At 67.6% G+C, this 16,588-nt stretch carries 16 protein-coding genes and 1 tRNA gene; 12 read left to right on the forward strand and 5 right to left on the reverse strand.

Annotated features, from left to right (window positions below; all coding sequences use genetic code 11):
* Positions 1-47: 47 nt before the first annotated feature.
* Entirely contained in the window at positions 48-2,318 is a 2,271-nt protein-coding gene (locus ACWHMB_RS09865; RefSeq protein WP_377483299.1) for an Orn/Lys/Arg family decarboxylase, read from the reverse strand.
* A gap of 137 nt (positions 2,319-2,455) precedes the next feature.
* Between ACWHMB_RS09865 and ACWHMB_RS09870 the strand changes: the two genes are divergently transcribed.
* The 3 genes from ACWHMB_RS09870 (at position 2,456) to ACWHMB_RS09880 (ending at position 3,991) form a co-directional block, all read left to right on the forward strand.
* Positions 2,456-2,899: an NfeD family protein gene (locus ACWHMB_RS09870; protein ID WP_377483297.1), complete on the forward strand. Its 444-nt coding sequence runs from the start codon at positions 2,456-2,458 to the stop codon at positions 2,897-2,899.
* Between the two features lie 34 nt (positions 2,900-2,933).
* The gene (locus tag ACWHMB_RS09875) at positions 2,934-3,854 is read left to right on the forward strand and encodes an SPFH domain-containing protein (protein WP_377483295.1); all 921 of its coding nucleotides are present in this window, start codon (positions 2,934-2,936) and stop codon (positions 3,852-3,854) included.
* Positions 3,855-3,900: 46 nt separating this feature from the next.
* Positions 3,901-3,991 (forward strand) — tRNA-Ser (locus ACWHMB_RS09880).
* Between the two features lie 217 nt (positions 3,992-4,208).
* Here the strand turns inward: ACWHMB_RS09880 and ACWHMB_RS09885 are convergent.
* Positions 4,209-4,592: a hypothetical protein gene (locus ACWHMB_RS09885; protein ID WP_377483293.1), complete on the reverse strand. Its 384-nt coding sequence runs from the start codon at positions 4,590-4,592 to the stop codon at positions 4,209-4,211.
* Between the two features lie 3 nt (positions 4,593-4,595).
* Here ACWHMB_RS09885 and ACWHMB_RS09890 point away from each other — a divergent pair, with 3 nt between their 5' ends.
* Both ACWHMB_RS09890 and ACWHMB_RS09895 read left to right on the forward strand, forming a co-directional pair.
* Positions 4,596-5,048, forward strand: a complete 453-nt coding sequence (locus tag ACWHMB_RS09890; protein WP_377483291.1) for an Hsp20/alpha crystallin family protein — start codon at positions 4,596-4,598, stop codon at positions 5,046-5,048.
* 20 nt (positions 5,049-5,068) lie between these two features.
* A complete protein-coding gene (locus ACWHMB_RS09895; RefSeq protein WP_377483289.1) occupies positions 5,069-5,458 on the forward strand; it encodes an Hsp20/alpha crystallin family protein in 390 nt (129 codons plus the stop codon).
* 372 nt (positions 5,459-5,830) lie between these two features.
* Here the strand turns inward: ACWHMB_RS09895 and prmB are convergent, their stop codons facing one another.
* Positions 5,831-6,778, reverse strand: coding sequence for a 50S ribosomal protein L3 N(5)-glutamine methyltransferase (gene prmB, locus ACWHMB_RS09900; protein WP_377483287.1), 948 nt, complete (start codon positions 6,776-6,778; stop codon positions 5,831-5,833).
* A gap of 90 nt (positions 6,779-6,868) precedes the next feature.
* A complete protein-coding gene (locus ACWHMB_RS09905) occupies positions 6,869-7,774 on the reverse strand; it encodes a LysR family transcriptional regulator (RefSeq protein ID WP_377483285.1) in 906 nt (301 codons plus the stop codon).
* A 118-nt stretch (positions 7,775-7,892) separates the two neighbouring features.
* On the opposite strand from ACWHMB_RS09905, the gene ACWHMB_RS09910 reads away from it, so the two are divergent.
* Positions 7,893-8,801, forward strand: a complete 909-nt coding sequence (locus ACWHMB_RS09910) for a DMT family transporter (RefSeq protein WP_377483283.1) — start codon at positions 7,893-7,895, stop codon at positions 8,799-8,801.
* A gap of 130 nt (positions 8,802-8,931) precedes the next feature.
* On the opposite strand, the gene ACWHMB_RS09915 is transcribed toward ACWHMB_RS09910, so the two are convergent.
* On the reverse strand, positions 8,932-9,225 hold the full coding sequence (locus ACWHMB_RS09915; protein WP_377483281.1) for a hypothetical protein: 294 nt from the start codon (positions 9,223-9,225) through the stop codon (positions 8,932-8,934).
* A 231-nt stretch (positions 9,226-9,456) separates the two neighbouring features.
* Between ACWHMB_RS09915 and argA the strand changes: the two genes are divergently transcribed.
* From argA to amt, 6 genes are all read left to right on the forward strand, one after another.
* The gene (gene argA / locus ACWHMB_RS09920; protein ID WP_377483279.1) at positions 9,457-10,803 is read left to right on the forward strand and encodes an amino-acid N-acetyltransferase; all 1,347 of its coding nucleotides are present in this window, start codon (positions 9,457-9,459) and stop codon (positions 10,801-10,803) included.
* Positions 10,804-10,888: 85 nt separating this feature from the next.
* Positions 10,889-11,974 (forward strand): nitrogen regulation protein NR(II), encoded by a 1,086-nt coding sequence (gene glnL / locus ACWHMB_RS09925; protein WP_377483275.1) that lies wholly within the window; start codon positions 10,889-10,891, stop codon positions 11,972-11,974.
* A gap of 13 nt (positions 11,975-11,987) precedes the next feature.
* Positions 11,988-13,463, forward strand: a complete 1,476-nt coding sequence (gene ntrC / locus ACWHMB_RS09930; protein WP_377483273.1) for a nitrogen regulation protein NR(I) — start codon at positions 11,988-11,990, stop codon at positions 13,461-13,463.
* Between the two features lie 631 nt (positions 13,464-14,094).
* Positions 14,095-14,826, forward strand: coding sequence for a TorF family putative porin (locus ACWHMB_RS09935; RefSeq protein WP_377483271.1), 732 nt, complete (start codon positions 14,095-14,097; stop codon positions 14,824-14,826).
* A gap of 60 nt (positions 14,827-14,886) precedes the next feature.
* The gene (locus ACWHMB_RS09940; RefSeq protein WP_293223661.1) at positions 14,887-15,225 is read left to right on the forward strand and encodes a P-II family nitrogen regulator; all 339 of its coding nucleotides are present in this window, start codon (positions 14,887-14,889) and stop codon (positions 15,223-15,225) included.
* A gap of 26 nt (positions 15,226-15,251) precedes the next feature.
* Positions 15,252-16,538: an ammonium transporter gene (gene amt, locus ACWHMB_RS09945; RefSeq protein ID WP_377483268.1), complete on the forward strand. Its 1,287-nt coding sequence runs from the start codon at positions 15,252-15,254 to the stop codon at positions 16,536-16,538.
* The last annotated feature ends 50 nt before the right edge of the window (positions 16,539-16,588 follow it).

The following is a 16,588-nucleotide window of genomic DNA, read 5'->3' on the forward strand; positions in this document are numbered from 1 at the left end:
CCTATGGTAGCGCGTTGCCGGGCCGGCGCAAGACGGCCCGACGAGAATCACTGGACCACGCAGTCGGCGAAGAAGCGCATGCGCCCGTCCTCGCCCTCCTCTTCGACCAGGCCGTGGATGTCGGTCTCGAAGCCGGGGCACAGCAGCGCGAACTCGCGCGCGAACTTCAGGTAGTCGACGATCTTGCGGTTGAACACCTCGCCGGGGATCAAGAGCGGAATGCCCGGCGGGTACGGCGTGATCAGGCTGGTGGCCACGCGGCCTTCCAGCTCGTCGATGGGCACGCGCTGCACCTGCCGGCGCGCGATGCAGGCGTAGGCGTCGGCCGGAATCATGGCGGGCTTGAGCTCGGACAAATACATGTCGGTGGTCAGCCGCGCGATGTCGTAGCGCGCGTACAGCTCGTGCACGTGCTGGCACAGGTCGCGCAGGCCCATGCGCTCATAGCGGCGGTGCTGGGCGCAGAACTCCGGCATGATGCGCCACAGCGGCTGGTTGCGGTCGTAGTCGTCCTTGAACTGCTGCAGCGCGGTCAGCAAGGTGTTCCAGCGGCCCTTGGTGATGCCGATGGTGAACATGATGAAGAAGCTGTAGAGGCCCGTCTTTTCGACCACCACGCCGTGCTCGGCCAGGAACTTGGTGACGATGGCCGCCGGGATGCCGGTCTTGTCGAACTTGCCGTCCAGGTTGAGTCCCGGCGTGACGATGGTCGCCTTGATCGGGTCCAGCATGTTGAAGCCCGGCGCCAGCTTGCCGAAGCCGTGCCAGCTCTTGCTCTTGGCGGTGCCGTTCTTGATGATCCAGTCGTCGGCGCGGCCGATGCCCTGGTGGGTCAGCTTCTCGGGGCCCCAGACCTTGAACCACCAGTCGTTCTCGCCGTAGTCGGCCTCCACCTTGCGCATGGCGCGGCGAAAGTCCATCGCCTCCAGCAGGCTTTCCTCGACCATCGCCGTGCCGCCGGGCGGCTCCATCATGGCCGCGGCCACGTCGCAGCTGGCGATGATGCTGTACTGCGGGCTGGTCGAGGTGTGCATCAGGTACGCCTCGTTGAACAGGTAGCGGTCCAGCTTGACGTTTTGCGAGTCCTGCACCAGCACGTGGCTGGCCTGGCTGATGCCGGCCAGCAGCTTGTGGATCGACTGCGTCGAATACACCACCGACTGCCTGGGCCGCGCGCGCTTCTTGCCCATGGCGTGATAGGTGCCGTAGAACGGGTGGAAGGCCGCGTGCGGCAGCCAGGCCTCGTCGAAGTGCAGGTTCTCCACGTAGCCGTCCAGCTGGTGCTTGATGGTTTCGGTGTTGTAGAGCACGCCGTCGTAGGTGGACTGCGTGAGCGTCATGATGCGCGGCTTGACGGTATCGGCGTCCACGTGGCGCAGCAGCGGGTTGGCGCGGATCTTGGCCTTGATGGCCTCGGGCTCGAACTCGCTCTTGTGGATCGGGCCGATGATGCCGAAGTGGTTGCGCGTGGGGCGCAGAAACACCGGGATCGCCCCCGTCATGATGATGGCGTGCAGGTTGCTCTTGTGGCAGTTGCGGTCGATCACCACCACGTCGCCCGGCGCCACGGTGTGGTGCCACACGATCTTGTTGCTGGTCGAGGTGCCGTTGGTGACGAAAAAGCAGTGGTCGGCGTTGAAGATGCGCGCCGCGTTGCGCTCGCTGGCGCCGATGGCGCCGTTGTGGTCCAGCAGCTGGCCCAGCTCTTCCACCGCGTTGCAGACGTCGGCGCGCAGCATGTTCTCGCCATAGAACTGGTGGTACATCTGGCCGATGGGCGACTTGAGAAACGCCACGCCGCCCGAATGCCCCGGGCAGTGCCAGCTGTAGGAGCCGTCCTCGGCGTAGTCCAGCAGCGCCTTGAAGAATGGCGGCTGGATGCCCTCCAGATAGCTCTTGGCCTCGCGCACGATGTGCTTGGCCACGAACTCGGGCGTGTCCTCGAACATGTGGATGAAGCCGTGCAGCTCGCGCAGCACGTCGTTGGGCAGGTGCTGGCTGGTCTTGGTCTCGCCGTGCAGGTAGATCGGCACGTCCTCGTTCTTGCGCCGCACCTCGGCAATGAAGTTGCGCAGGTTCTGCACGGCGGTGTCGGCCTCCGGGTCGCCCCCCAGTTCCTCGTCGTCGATCGACAGGATGAAGGCGCTGGCGCGGCTCTGCTGCTGGGCAAACTGGCTCAGGTCGCCATAGCTGGTCACGCCCAGGATCTCGAAGCCCTCGTCCTCGATTGCCTTGGCCAGCGCGCGGATGCCCAGGCCGGAAGTGTTCTCGGCGCGGTAGTCTTCGTCGATGATGACGATGGGAAAGCGGAATTTCATGGGGCGGCCTCCGGCCGATAAACGCGATGCAGCGCGCAAGTGTACGGAAATCCGGGTTTATCCCGGTGCCGCGGGCGCGATGGCCCACAATAGCCCCGGTGGCTCGCCCCGGGCCGATGGCGCAAGAGGAGGAATCGATGGCGGACTCGACGCTGTGGTGGATCATCACCGGCCTGCTGGTGGCGGCCGAGCTGGCCACCGGCACTTTTTACCTGCTGATGCTGGCCATCGGCGGCCTGGCCGGCGCGCTGACGGCCCACGCGGGCGCCGACCAGTACACGCAGATGATCGTCGCCGCCGTGGTCGGCGCGGCGGCCGTTTTCGCCTGCTACTGGGTGCGCCGGCGCCGCCCGGGCGACCCGTCGCCGCGCGCCGACCGCAGCGTGAACCTGGACGTCGGCGAGGTGGTGCAGATCGAGCACTGGAACGCCGACGGCACGGCGCAGATCCGCTACCGCGGCGCACAGTGGACGGCGGTGTACCGCGGCGCGGCGGCGCCCCAGGCGGGCCGCCACCGCGTGGTCGAGCTGGAAGGCAGCCGCCTGCTGGTCGAGCCCGTCCCCTCCCCCTCTTCTTCTTGAACCCTCACGTCAACGCCACCCGGGAGACCGCACCATGTCCATCGCGCTGATCGTCGTCATCATTGCCGTCATCTTCATCACCCGCTCGATCAAGGTCGTGCCCCAGCAAAACGCCTGGGTGGTCGAGCGCCTGGGCAAGTACCACGCCACGCTGGCGCCGGGCTTGAACTTTCTGGTGCCCTTCATCGACCGCGTGGCCTACAAGCACGGGCTGAAGGAAATTCCGCTGGACGTGCCCAGCCAGGTCTGCATCACGCGCGACAACACCCAGCTGCAGGTGGACGGCGTGCTGTACTTTCAGGTCACCGACCCGATGCGCGCCAGCTACGGCGCCAGCAACTACATCGTCGCCATCACCCAGCTGGCGCAGACCACGCTGCGCAGCGTGATCGGCAAGCTGGAGCTGGACAAGACCTTCGAAGAGCGCGACATGATCAACGCCCAGGTGGTGGCCGCCATCGACGAGGCGGCGCTGAACTGGGGCGTGAAGGTGCTGCGCTACGAGATCAAGGACCTGACGCCGCCGGCCGAAATCCTGCGCTCCATGCAGGCGCAGATCACCGCCGAGCGTGAAAAACGCGCCGTCATCGCCACGTCCGAAGGCAAGCGCCAGGAAGAAATCAACCTGGCCGAAGGCCAGAAGCAGGCCGCCATCGCCAAGTCCGAAGGCGAAAAGCAGGCCGCCATCAACAATGCCCAGGGCCAGGCTGCCGCCATCACCGAAGTGGCCAACGCCACCGCCGTGGCGCTGACCCGCGTGGGCACCGCCATCCGCCAGCCGGGCGGCGGCGAGGCCGTGCAGCTGAAGGTGGCCGAACTCGCCGTCAACGCCTACAGCAAGCTGGCGCAGGAATCGACCACCACCCTGGTGGTGCCCAGCAGCATGACCGAGGTGGCCACCCTCATCAGCTCGGCCATGAAGATGGTGCAGGCGCAGCAGCGCAACGAGGGCTGAACACGGCAGGGACGGCAAGCGGGCACGCTACAATGCACGGCTTCGCGGAGAGGTGGATGAGCGGTTTAAGTCGCACGCCTGGAAAGCGTGTGTGGGTTCATAGCCCACCGCGGGTTCGAATCCCGCCCTCTCCGCCATATATAACCCTAAGTGATTGATTCATTTTGGGTTTTTTCTTTGTCGGCTTTCTTTCCCGCCCAAACACCCGCCCAAAGTCAACCCGGTAGAGCTTGCACTTGATTGCAGGGGAGTTATCGACGGCGTGAACCGGGGCGGCTTCGCGTGTGCGGGCTGACGTAGGTTCCATCCTTGCGGTAGTAGCCCCGCACGTTCACAGGGCCACCACTGCCCCCGCTAAGGTAATGCTGCGTTCTGATTGGAACTTAAGCGGCTGTTTGCGCGGATCACTTTCTGCAGGATGTCGCCGGCGCTCTTGGTCCAGATGAACGGCTCGACCGAGCCGTGGCACCATGTCGCGCCCAGCGGCTGACCTACTGGCAGATCGCTGAACGTGTGGGTCTGTCGCAGCGCTTCAGTCGCGCTGGTACTGACGAAAGTCCTCCGGACAGCTGAACCCAAGTCGCGGGTGGGCCGCCATGTCGCCGGGAACCAACCGGGCTTGGCCGGTAACTGCAAGCTTGCCCAAAAAAGACCTCTTGAAATTTTTTTTGGCGCTTCCAAGTTGGAAATCGACCGGTCGGAGGCCTCCACCGGCGAACACCCATGAACGGAGATCAAGCCATGTTTACTTCATTGGTTAGCCATCCGAACAGCTTGTTCGGACAACTCGATCGCCTGCAGCGCGAGCTCGACGACGCGTTTTTTGGCGTGTCCTCGCTGCCCAGCAACATCCGCTCGGTCTCGTCCGGCACGCAGCCGCAACTCAACGTCGGCCGCACGCCTCAGAGCATCGAGGTCTACGCGTTCGCTCCAGGCATGGACGCCAGCAAAATCGAAGTCACCTTGGACCGCGGCGTGCTGCGGCTGTCGGGCGAGCGGCTCGCGCCGACGACCGGGACCGAATTCCAGCGCGTCTATGCACGCGAGCGCCCGACGGGGCGCTTTGATCGGACGGTATCCCTGCCAGACGACATCGATCCCGATCACATTAAGGCAAGCTATCGCGACGGCGTGTTGCAGGTAAGCATCGCGCGGCGCGAGACGGCCCAGCCCAAGCGCATCACCATCCAGTAACGACGGACAAGGAGATCATCATGAACCAGGAGATCACTCACAACGACAAGCAGCAGTCGACCCAGGAAGACGCCAACGAACGCGCCGTGACACCCCTGATCGACGTTATGGAGGACGAATCCGGCATTACGTTGCTGGCCGACATGCCCGGCGTGCCACGCGACCAGCTGGATCTGCGGGTGGAGGGCGACACGCTTCACATCGAAGGCCGCGTACAGCCCGGCACGCCCGAGGGGCTCGAGGCGATCTACGCGGAACTGCGTGTCCCGCGCTATCGCCGCAGCTTCACTCTGAGCCGGGAACTCGATACGGCACGCATCGACGCGAACCTCAAAGACGGCGTGCTGTCACTGAGAATTCCCAAGCAGGCGCACGCCCAGCCCAGACGCATCGCCGTCAACACGGGCTGACAAAAGGGCCGGAACCGTGCCCAAGCTTGCACAACAGTTCAAGCATAGTGCCGCCCAAGCCCAGGAGTCCATCTGGCGGTGGTAGTGTGAGCTCGGCACCCGTGCCAGCGCGCGTTGACGCGTCCATGGCCGGGTGCGAGCCCCGACACTGCGGCAAACGCGATGGGTAATGGGCCTTAACCGGAAGTTGGCGAGGAGCGCTGGTTGAGGTTGCGCCCCGTTTTGACGGTGGCAACGCAGGCCGCGCATTGGCGTTTTGCTCGTTCTTTCTCACCCGATGGCGTCCGCGAGCGTCCCCAGTACTGAGCATGATCCTGTTCGCTATGCGGCCTGATTCAAGTTCGTTGATGCCGGATCAATAAGGCCGCTTTTTTATTTTCCCGCCACTCTTCCTGCCATCCCGGCGCCTGCACCCGACAGGGCCTGCCGCGTGATCAACAGCACCTGGTCGCTGCCGGCGCTGGTCTCCAGCCAGAACACGGGCAGTTCGGGAAACGCCGCCTCGAAGAAAGCGCGCTCGTTGCCGATCTCCAGCACCAGCACGGCGTCCTCCCTCATGCGCGCGGGGGCGTCCTGCAGCAGACGGCGGACGAAGTCCATGCCGTCGGGGCCGCCGGCCAAGGCCAGGGCGGGCTCGGCGCGATATTCCGGCGGCAGGCGCGCCATGCTTTGCGCGTTGACGTAGGGGGGGTTGCACAGGATCAGGTCCCACGGGCCGGGGCAGGCCGCCAGGCCGTCGGATTCGACCAGCTGCACGCGCGCCTGCAAACCATGCTTGTCGACGTTGATGCGTGCTACGGCCAGGGCGTCGGGCGAGAGATCGGCGCCGGTCACGGCCACCTCGGGCCAGGCCATGGCCGCCAGGCAGGCCAGGCTGCCGTTGCCGGTGCACAGGTCGAGCACGCGGCGCGTGCGGTCGCTCAGCCAGCCGTCGATGCTGCCGTCGGCCAGCAGCTCGGCAATGAAGCTGCGCGGCACGATGGCGCGCTCGTCCACATAGAACGGCACGCCGGCCAGCCAGGCCTCGCGCGTCAGGTAGGCGGCGGGCTTGCGGGTGGCGATGCGATCATCAAAAAGCGTAGCTACTCGCGCTTGATCGGCGGGCGCCACAGGCCGATTTGATATGGAATCGGGCTCGTCGCCCAGGGGGCTGTCCAGCGGCAGGCCCAGGCACCACAGCACCAGCCAGGCGGCCTCGTCGCGGGCGTTGGTGGTGCCGTGGCCGAAGGCGACGCCCGCCTCCGTCAGTCGCCGCGAGCCGCGGGCGATCAGTTCGCCGATGGTGACGCGCGCTGCTGGCGCGGCGGATGGTCTGACCATGTTGGGGGGGCTGGATGGACTGGGCGCGAATGGCGCTGGATCATGGAAATGGATGCATTGGATCACCAACGGCATCCGCGTTCACGCATCCTAAAACGCCGGCTCATCCCGCTGGCGCACCCATGTCATCACGAAGTCGATCAAGGCCTTCAGGCGCGCCGGCATGACGTCGCGATCTCGGTAGTACAGATACAGTGGGCGTCGAATGCCCCGCCAATCGGGCAACACGACCTGCAGACCGGCGCTGCCGGCGCCCTCCAGGAAGTAGCTCGGCAGCAGCGTGATGCCCAAGCCGGCGCGGGCGGCGTCCTGCGCAACGGCCACGTCGTTGACACGCAGGCGTGCCTGCGGATTGAAGCGGAAGATGGCGCCACTCTCCGCCTGTTCCAGCCACCATTCATGCAACGGGTACGAAGCTATCAATGTGTGCTGGCGCAGTTGCTCGGGGTGGCTGGGCAGACCGCACGCCTGCAGATAGGCCGGCGCCGCGCACAACATCACGTGCGAGTCCCGCACCGGCCGCGCCACCCAACTGCTGTCACGCAGCTCGCCCACACGAAAGGCAGCGTCGATGTGCTGCTCGACCAGGTCTTCGATCTGGTTGGACAACACCAGCTCCAGTTCGATGCCGGGATACTGGTGCAGGAACGCGTTGAAGCACTGGCCCAGCCAGTTCTGCGCTGCACCCACGGGCGCCGTGACGCGCAGGCAGCCGCTCAAGCGAGCATGGCGCTCGCTCAATTGCTGGCGGATGTCGCGCAGCTCGGCCAGCAGTGGCGTGCAGCGCTGGTAATAGCCCTCCCCCAATTCGGTCAGCGCGAAGTGGTGGGCGTTGCGCTCCAGCAACCGTCCACCCACGGCCCGTTCCAGCTGCTTGAGCCGGCGGCTCAGGGTGGCCGCAGGCAGGCCCGTGGCTCGCGCGGTGGCGGTGATGCCGCCGTGTTGCGCCACCTGTTGGAATATCTGCAGATCGTCCAGGGACAGGTTTGATTTCATAAACGGAATTTCAATTGTCATTATTGTGTATTGATACCACAAATGGAATCTATACGCTATCTCTTTGTGGAATGCGGTCGCAATGGCTCGTGTTCTTCACAATTTCTGGAGAACCCTCGTGAATGCATTGGTTTCGATCTGGTCGATGATCATCCTCAGCACCCTGTTTTGGGGCAGCAACTTCAATGCCGCCCACGCCCTGGCCGGCGAGCTGCCGGCACTGACCTCGGCCGCCGAGCGCTTCGTGCTGGCCTCGGTCGTGTTCCTGGCTGTGCGGCTGTGGCGCGGCCGGGCCGAATCGGTCTTGCATGCGCGCGATGCGGGGGTGCTGGTGCCCCTGGGTCTGTTGGGCGTGTTCGGCTTCAACTACGCCTTTTTCGAGGCCATGACCAGCACGTCGGCGCTGAACGCGGCGCTGATCATGGCCTTGTCGCCGCTGGTGTCGGTGTTGCTGTCGGCCCGCATGCTGAAGACGCCCATCGGGGCGGTGCAGTGGGTCGGCATCGGGCTGGCATTTGCCGGTGTGTGCCTGGTCATCACCGGCGGCCATCTGGGCCAGTTGCATGTGGCAACGGGAGATGCCTGGATGCTGGTGGCCTGCCTGGCCTGGAGCTTCTACAGCGTGGCGTCCAAGCGCTACGCCGCGCACATCCCGCCCATGCAGTTCGCGCGCTGGACGGTGCTGGTCGGCACGCTGGCCCTGGTGGTCGCCGCGGCCTGGCTGGAGGCGTCCGGGCCCGCCCTGGCCCATGCATCGCTCGGGGCCCACGCGATCCTGGCCTACATGGGCGTGTGTGGCGGCTACCTGGCCTATGTGTTCTGGCTGCGCGGCGTGCAGGCCATCGGGCCGGACAAGGCAGCCATCGCCTTCAACCTGGTTCCGGTCTTTACGCTGCTGGTCAACCTGCTGCTGGGCCAGATACCCGACGCGAGCCAGGTGGCGGGCATGGTCGCGGTTTTGGCGGGGGTGCTGGTGTTCAACCGCTGGCTGCGTTGGCCGGCCACCCCGCGTCAGCGGGCCGTTTGACGGCCTTGTCTTGGCAGTCATTCACAATCGCAGGCGCTGCGCTGGATTTATCGCACCAGCGGCGCCGTGCTGCTGGGGCCTGGGTTGAAACTGGCGCTGGAGCGCCGCCCCTGACCGGGGCGCGGGCCGGTCAGTGGGCCGGCGCGGTGGTTTGCAGCGTGCCGGCGTGCACCGTGCTGCCCTGGTCGGCCCGCTGCTGATCGGCCCGCTGCAGGGCGGCCTTTTGCTCGGCCGCCTTGGTCTTGGCCAGGTGCCGCCCGGCAAAACAGCCGCCGACCGCGCCGATCACGGCGTGATGCCCGGCATAGTGGCCGGCCACCGCGCCCACGGCCGCGCCCTTGATGCAGCCCTTGGCGCTGGCCGCGCCCGAGGAGAAAGCCAACAGAGCGGCCAGGCCGCAGGCCGCGAGAGCAGACGATTTCATGGCAACGCCTTTCAGGATGATCGAGCCCCTTCAACGCAGGGGCCCGTCGGATCGTGGACAAGCCCGCAGCCTTGCACCCGCGCAGGCTCCGCTGGTGTACTTTGGGCCAGCCTGGCGCTGCTTCGCCAATAAAAACAGCGCGCTGGCCACGGCCCCTGCCGCCGTGGGGCGTTATCCTTGCGCCCGCCCGGGCGTGTGCTTGCAGGCGCCCTCCTCCCCATGCCTTCGCCCATGTCCACCGTCTTCAACTTCACCTTCGTCCCCTGGTTTCGCTCGGTTGCGCCCTACATCCACATGCACCGCGGCAAGACCTTTGTCGTCGGCGTGGTGGGCGAGGCCATTGCGGCAGGCAAGCTGGCGTCCATCGCCACCGACCTGGCGCTGATCCAGAGCATGGGCGTCAAGCTGGTGCTGGTGCACGGCTTTCGGCCGCAGATCAACGAGCAGCTGGCCACCAAGGGGCATCAGCCCAGGTATTCGCACGGCCAGCGCATCACCGACGAGGTGGCGCTGGACTGCGCGCAGGAGGCGGCGGGGCAGCTGCGCTTCGAGATCGAGGCGGCCTTCAGCCAGGGCCTGCCCAACACGCCGATGGCGGGCGCCACGGTGCGGGTGATTTCGGGCAACTTCATCACCGCGCGGCCGCTGGGCATCATCGACGGGGTGGACTTCAAGAGCACGGGCGTGGTGCGCAAGGTGGACGTGGCGGGCATCCGCCGCTCGCTCGACAGCGGCGCCCTGGTGCTGCTGTCGCCGTTCGGCTTTTCGCCCACGGGCGAGGCCTTCAACCTGGCGATGGAGGAAGTCGCCACCTCGGTGGCGGTGGCGCTGCAGGCCGACAAGCTGCTCTTCTTGACCGAGACGCCCGGCCTGCGCATGCACCCGGGCGAGCCCGAGTCCGACGACAACCCGATCGACACCGAGGTTCCGCTGGCCGAGGCGCGCGCCATGCTGGCGCGCCTGCCCAAGCCCGAGCGGCCGACCGACGACAGCTTTTACCTGCGCCACTGCGTCGATGCCTGCGAGCACGGCGTGGAGCGCAGCCACATCCTGCCCTACGCGCGCGACGGCGCGCTGCTGCTGGAGGTCTACGTGCACGACGGCATTGGCACCATGGTGGTCGACGAAAAGCTGGAAAGCCTGCGCGAGGCCGACGCCGACGACGTGGGCGGCATCCTGCAGCTGATCGAGCCGTTCGAGAAGGACGGCACCCTGGTCAAGCGCAGCCGCACCGACATCGAGCGCGACATCGGCAACTACACCGTGCTGGAGCACGACGGCGTGATCTTCGCCTGCGCCGCGCTCTACCCCTACCCCGACGCCGGCACGGCCGAGATGGCCGCGCTCACCGTGTCGCCGCAAAGCCAGGGCCAGGGCGACGGCGAAAAGGTCTTGAAGCGCGTGGAACAGCGCGCGCGCCTGATGGGCCTGACGAGCATCTTCGTGCTGACCACGCGCACCATGCACTGGTTCATCAAGCGCGGCTTTCAGCCGGTGGACCCGGACTGGCTGCCCGACGCGCGCAAGCGCAAGTACAACTGGGACCGGCGCAGCCAGGTGCTGGTCAAGGAACTTTGAAAATCATAGCTGCTCGCGCAGATTCAGCGGGCGCTACAGGCCAGTTTGGCTCATAAACCCGCCCGCTGACCCGGCCTTCCCTTGCATGAGCACCCCGCCCGACGCCCTGCCAGCCGACGCCTTCGACCTGCTCGCCACCCTGGTGGCCGTGGTGCGCGTGGACGGCCGCTGCGAGCGGGTCAACGCGGCGCTGGAAAACGCGCTGTGCCAGTCGCGCCGCAAGCTGGTGCAGGGCCAGGCGCTGGACTGGTTCGTCGATCCGGCGCCGCTGCGCGATGCGCTGCAGCGCACCGGCGAGCTGATGGTCAGCCGCTTCGAGGCCACGCTGCACGGCCCGGCGCCGGGCGCGCATCCGCTGCCGGTGCACGTGGTCGTCAGCCCGCTGGAGCGCGGGGGCGCGCGCGGCGGTGTGCTGCTGGAGATGATCGAAATCGAGCAGCAGGCGCGCCAGGACCGCGAGGAGCGCACGCACCGCCTGGCGCGCGAGCAAAAGGAGCTGCTGCGCAACCTGGCGCACGAGATCAAGAACCCGCTGGGCGGCATTCGCGGCGCGGCGCAGCTGCTGGCGCTGGCGGCGGCGGCGCGCGACTTTGCCGAATCCGCCGAGTACACCGACGTCATCATCCACGAGGCCGACCGCCTGCAGGCGCTGGTCGACCGGCTGCTGGCGCCGCACCAGCGCGCGCTGGTGCTGGGCGAGGTCAACATCCACGAAGTGTGCGAGCGCGTGCGCGCCGTGGTGCTGGCCGAGTTTCCGCGCGGGCTGGACATCCGGCGCGACTACGACGCCTCGCTGCCCGAGCTGCGCGGCGACCGCGAGCGGCTGATCCAGGCACTGCTGAACATCGTGCGCAACGCCGCCCAGGCGCTGGCCGCGCGCATCACGGCCGGCGACGCGTGCATCACCCTGCGCACGCGCGTGGCGCGCCAGCTCACCATCGGCCAGCAGCGCTTTCGGCTGGCCATCGAGCTGCAGGTGGAAGACAACGGCCCCGGCGTGCCCGCGGAGCTGCGCGAGCGCATCTTCCAGCCCCTGGTGTCCGGCCGCGCCGACGGCACCGGCCTGGGCCTGGCGCTGGCGCAGACCTTCGTGCAGCAGCACGAGGGCACGATCGAATACGAAAGCACGGGCGGGCTGACGCGCTTCAAGCTGCTGCTGCCGGTGCGCTGATGGAGCTACTCTCATGAAACCCATCTGGGTCATCGACGACGACCAATCCATCCGCTTCGTGCTGCAGCGCGCGCTGGAGCGCGAGCAGCTGCCGGTGCGCCTGTTCAGCGACCCGCGCGAGGTGCTGGCGGCGCTGGACGCCGGCGACGCGCCGCAGGTGCTGGTCAGCGACATCCGCATGCCGGGCGGCAGCGGCATCGAACTGCTGGCCGAGGTCAAGCGCCGACAGCCCGATCTGCCGGTCATCGTCATGACCGCCTACACCGACCTCGACAGCGCCGTGGGCGCGTTTCAAAGCGGTGCCTTCGAGTATTTGCCCAAGCCCTTCGACGTGGCGCGCGCGGTCGAGCTGATCCGCCGCGCCATCGATGAAAGCCGGCACGACCCGGCGGCCGAGGCCGGCGCGGCGGACATGCCGCAGATGCTGGGCCAGGCGCCCGCCATGCAGGAGGTGTTTCGCGCCATCGGCCGCCTGAGCCAGAGCCAGGCCACGGTGCTGGTCACCGGCGCCAGCGGCACGGGCAAGGAGCTGGTGGCCCTGGCCCTGCACCGCCACAGCCGGCGCGCGGCCGGCCCCTTCGTCGCCATCAACACCGCGGCCGTGCCCAAGGATTTGCTGGAAAGCGAGCTGTTCGGCCATGAGCGCGGCGCCTTCACCGGCGCGCAGGCGCTGCGGCGCGGCCGCTTCGAGCAGGCCGCCGGCGGCACGCTGTTTCTGGACGAGATCGGCGACATGCCGCTGGAGCTGCAGACGCGCCTGCTGCGCGTGCTCAGCGACGGCCAGTTCTACCGCGTTGGCGGCCAGCAGCCGCTGAAGGTGGATGCGCGCATCATCGCCGCCACGCACCAGAACCTGGAGCAGCAGGTGCGCGAAGGCAGCTTCCGCGAAGACCTGTACCACCGCCTGAACGTCATCCGCCTGCGCCTGCCGCCGCTGCGCGAGCGCCGCGAGGACATCCCCGAGCTGGCGCGCTTTTTTCTGGCGCGCAGCGCGCAGGAGCTGGGCGTGGAGCCCAAGCGCATCGCCGACGCCGCGCTGGCCCGCCTGGCCGCCTTCGACTACCCCGGCAACGTGCGCCAGCTCGAGAACCTGTGCCGCTGGCTGACGGTGATGGCGCCCACGCAGCTGATCCAGCCCGAGGACTTGCCGGCCGACCTGTTCGGCGCGGCATCGCCGCCCGCCACCGCGCCGGCGCCGGCCACCGCGTTTACTGAAGCCCGCGCCGCGCTGCCCGCTGCGGTCGCGGGTGGAGGCAGCGAAGCCAGCGCCCCGGCCGATTGGGCTGCCGCCCTCGCCCACGAGGCCCGCACCCGGCTGGAGGCCGGCGAGCCCGAGGTCTGGAAGCAGCTGGCCGAGCGCTTCGAGGGCGAACTGCTGCGCACCGCCCTGGCGCTGACCAACGGCCGCCGCGCCGAGGCGGCGCAAAAGCTGGGCATCGGGCGCAACACCATCACGCGCAAGATGCAGGACCTGGGGCTGGACGACTGATTCGGTTTCGCATTCGAAAAGACTAAACGCCCGCCGCGGGGCGGGATCAGGCCGTCGGGGCGCCCGGCTTCGTTCATGTCCCCCACCGGCCTGCGGCCGGCTCCGCCTTCACTTCACTGCGCCGGGCACCCCAACGGCCTGATCCGTGGCGTTGCTGGCAGCGCAGGCCGCCTGGTGGGTGATTGCCGCCTCCCGCCAAGGGGCTTGGGTGGGCAGCGCAGCGAGGTCAAGGCGGAGATGGCCGTCGCAGACGGACAGCGGGGGACACGAGCGGAGCTGCCCACCCAAGCCCCTTGGCCCACCACCACCCGCCCGGCGTTCTCAACACGTTGATTGCAACTGGGTATCAGTGTCGGCCCCCAGAAGCGGCGCAAGGCCCGCCCTCGGCCTGCACGCAAACGTGCACGGCCATGCACGCGAGTGGTGCAGCACCCACCGACACACGCGCCCTGAACCGGGGCGCACTGGAGTCGCACTGAAGCAGCGCCCGCGCTCCCCCACGGCGTTGCAGCGCCGTCGCGCGGCCCCGGATCTGACATGGCACGGTATCTGCTTGAAGGCTTGCGTCCGCCATTTCAACCCCAGGAGAGAGACCTTGCACCCTTCGTCATCCCCCCTGATATCCGCCCTCTTGGCCGCCGGCCTGTTGGGCGCCAGCCTGGGCGCGTCGGCCCAGACCGCCGAGCCGAGCACTGCTGCCGCCGCCAAGCCCGAGCACAGCCTGAGTTTCAACCTGGGCGCCGTCAGCGACTACCGCTATCGCGGCATCTCGCAAAGCCGCCTCGATCCCGCCATCAGTGCCGGCGCCGACTACAGCCACGCCAGCGGCCTGTACCTGGGCACCTGGCTGTCGTCGATCCGCTGGATCAAGGACGGCGGCGGCGACGCGCCGATGGAATGGGACGTCTACGGCGGCTACAAGGGCAGCGCCGGCCCGCTCGGCTACGACGTCGGCCTGCTGCGCTACCAGTACCCCAGCGCGCGGCTGGCGGTCAGCCCCAACACCACCGAGATCTACGGCGCGCTGACTTACGAAATGGTCACGCTGAAGTACTCGCACGCGCTCACCAATCTGTTCGGCGTGGCCGACAGCAAGGGCAGCGGCTACCTCGACCTGAGCGCCAACCTGGACCTGGGCGAGGGCTGGTCGGTGGTGCCGCACGTTGGCCGCCAGGGCGTGCGCCACAACGGCGCGCTGGCCTACACCGACTACGCACTGACGCTGAACAAGGACTTCGGCAACGGCCTGTCGGCCAGCGCCGCCGTGGTCGGCACCAACGCCGACAAGGCGCTTTACGTCACGCCCTCGGGGCGCTTCACCGGCCGCACCGCGCTGGTGCTGGGCATCAAGTATTCGTTTTAAGCCAAAAGCCACTCCAGTGGCCATGAATCAAGCGCGAACAGCTATCAAAAAGGAAGCAACATGAAACTGGTGACCGCCATCATCAAACCCTTCAAGCTCGAGGAGGTGCGCGAGGCCCTGGCCGCCGTCGGCGCCTCGGGCCTGACGGTGTCCGAGGTCAAGGGCTTCGGCCGGCAGAAGGGCCACACCGAGCTGTACCGCGGCGCCGAGTACGTGGTCGACTTCCTGCCCAAGATCCGCATCGAGACGGCCGTGGCCGACGGTGACCTGGAGCGCGTGATCGAGGCCATCGAGCAGGGCGCGCGCACCGGCAAGATCGGCGACGGCAAGATTTTCGTCACCGCGCTCGAACACGTCCTGCGCATCCGCACCGGCGAGACCGGCACCGAAGCCCTTTGACCGCACGCACCCTGGAGCCTCCCAACATGAAACGCATTTCCCTCCTGCTGGCGCTGCTGCTGGCCGCCCCAGCCTTTGCCGCCGACGCGCCCGTGCCCGCGCTCAACTCGGGCGACACCGCCTGGATGCTAACCTCCACCCTGCTGGTGATCCTGATGACCATTCCCGGCCTGGCGCTGTTCTACGGCGGCCTGGCGCGCAGCAAGAACATGCTGAGCGTGCTGGTGCAGGTGTTCGTCATCTTCGCGCTGGTCACCCTGCTGTGGGCCATCTACGGCTACAGCCTGACCTTCAGCGGCGAGGGCAACTTCTTCGGCGGGCTGGACAAGCTGTTCCTCAAGGGCGTCACGCCAGAGACGTTTGGCGGGCTGCCCACCATCCCCGAATACGTGTTCCTGGCCTTCCAGGGCACCTTTGCCGCCATCACGGTGGCGCTGACGGTGGGCGCCTTTGCCGAGCGCGCGCGCTTTGCGGCGGTGCTGCTGTTCGCGGTGCTGTGGTTCACGCTCAGCTACGTGCCCATCGCGCACATGGTGTGGGGCGGTGGCCTGCTGGCCAAGGACGGCGCGCTGGACTTTGCCGGCGGCACCGTGGTGCACATCAACGCCGGCATGGCCGGCCTGGTGGGCGCCTACATGGTGGGCAAGCGCATCGGCTTCGGCCGAGAGGCCATGGCGCCGCACAGCCTGACGCTGACCATGGTCGGCGCCTCGCTGCTGTGGGTGGGCTGGTTCGGCTTCAACGCCGGCTCGGCCGGCGCCGCCAACGGGCAGGCTGGCCTGGCCTTCGTCACCACGGTGCTGGCCACGGCCGCCGCCACGCTGAGTTGGTCGGCCGCCGAGGCGCTGCACAAGGGCAAGGCCTCGATGCTGGGCGCGGCCTCGGGCGCCGTGGCGGGGCTGGTGGCGGTCACGCCGGCGGCCGGCTTCGTCGGCCCCATGGGCGCCATCGTCATCGGCGCCGTGGCCGGCGTGGTGTGCCTGTGGGGCGTGGGCGGCTTGAAGCGCATGCTGAAGGTGGACGACGCCTTCGACGTCTTCGGCGTGCACGGCGTGGGCGGCATCATCGGCGCCATCCTGACCGGCGTGTTTGCCGCGCCCGCCCTGGGCGGCACGCAGGGCGCCGACTTCGCCATGGCGCACCAGGTGTGGGTGCAGACCAAGAGCGTGCTGATGACCGTGGTGTGGTCGGGCATCGCGGCCTTCATCGCCTTCAAGATCGCCGACTTGGTGTTCGGCCTGCGCGTCAGCGAGGAAGACGAGCGCCAGGGCCTGGACATCGCCAGCCACGGCGAGACCGCCTACGTGCGCTGAACCAGGGTGGGGAAAACCGCGGCTCGCATCGGGCCGCGCTGCCGTTACAT

The organism is Ottowia pentelensis, from assembly GCF_964341695.1.

Coding starts and splice junctions, on each gene's coding strand:
- ACWHMB_RS09865 (WP_377483299.1), bottom strand. CDS start 2,318: ATGAAATTCCGCTTTCCCATCGTCATCATCGACGAAGACTACCGCGCC.
- ACWHMB_RS09870 (WP_377483297.1), top strand. CDS start 2,456: ATGGCGGACTCGACGCTGTGGTGGATCATCACCGGCCTGCTGGTGGCG.
- ACWHMB_RS09875 (WP_377483295.1), top strand. CDS start 2,934: ATGTCCATCGCGCTGATCGTCGTCATCATTGCCGTCATCTTCATCACC.
- ACWHMB_RS09890 (WP_377483291.1), top strand. CDS start 4,596: ATGTTTACTTCATTGGTTAGCCATCCGAACAGCTTGTTCGGACAACTC.
- ACWHMB_RS09895 (WP_377483289.1), top strand. CDS start 5,069: ATGAACCAGGAGATCACTCACAACGACAAGCAGCAGTCGACCCAGGAA.
- prmB (WP_377483287.1), bottom strand. CDS start 6,778: ATGGTCAGACCATCCGCCGCGCCAGCAGCGCGCGTCACCATCGGCGAA.
- ACWHMB_RS09905 (WP_377483285.1), bottom strand. CDS start 7,774: ATGAAATCAAACCTGTCCCTGGACGATCTGCAGATATTCCAACAGGTG.
- ACWHMB_RS09915 (WP_377483281.1), bottom strand. CDS start 9,225: ATGAAATCGTCTGCTCTCGCGGCCTGCGGCCTGGCCGCTCTGTTGGCT.
- argA (WP_377483279.1), top strand. CDS start 9,457: ATGTCCACCGTCTTCAACTTCACCTTCGTCCCCTGGTTTCGCTCGGTT.
- glnL (WP_377483275.1), top strand. CDS start 10,889: ATGAGCACCCCGCCCGACGCCCTGCCAGCCGACGCCTTCGACCTGCTC.
- ntrC (WP_377483273.1), top strand. CDS start 11,988: ATGAAACCCATCTGGGTCATCGACGACGACCAATCCATCCGCTTCGTG.
- ACWHMB_RS09940 (WP_293223661.1), top strand. CDS start 14,887: ATGAAACTGGTGACCGCCATCATCAAACCCTTCAAGCTCGAGGAGGTG.
- amt (WP_377483268.1), top strand. CDS start 15,252: ATGAAACGCATTTCCCTCCTGCTGGCGCTGCTGCTGGCCGCCCCAGCC.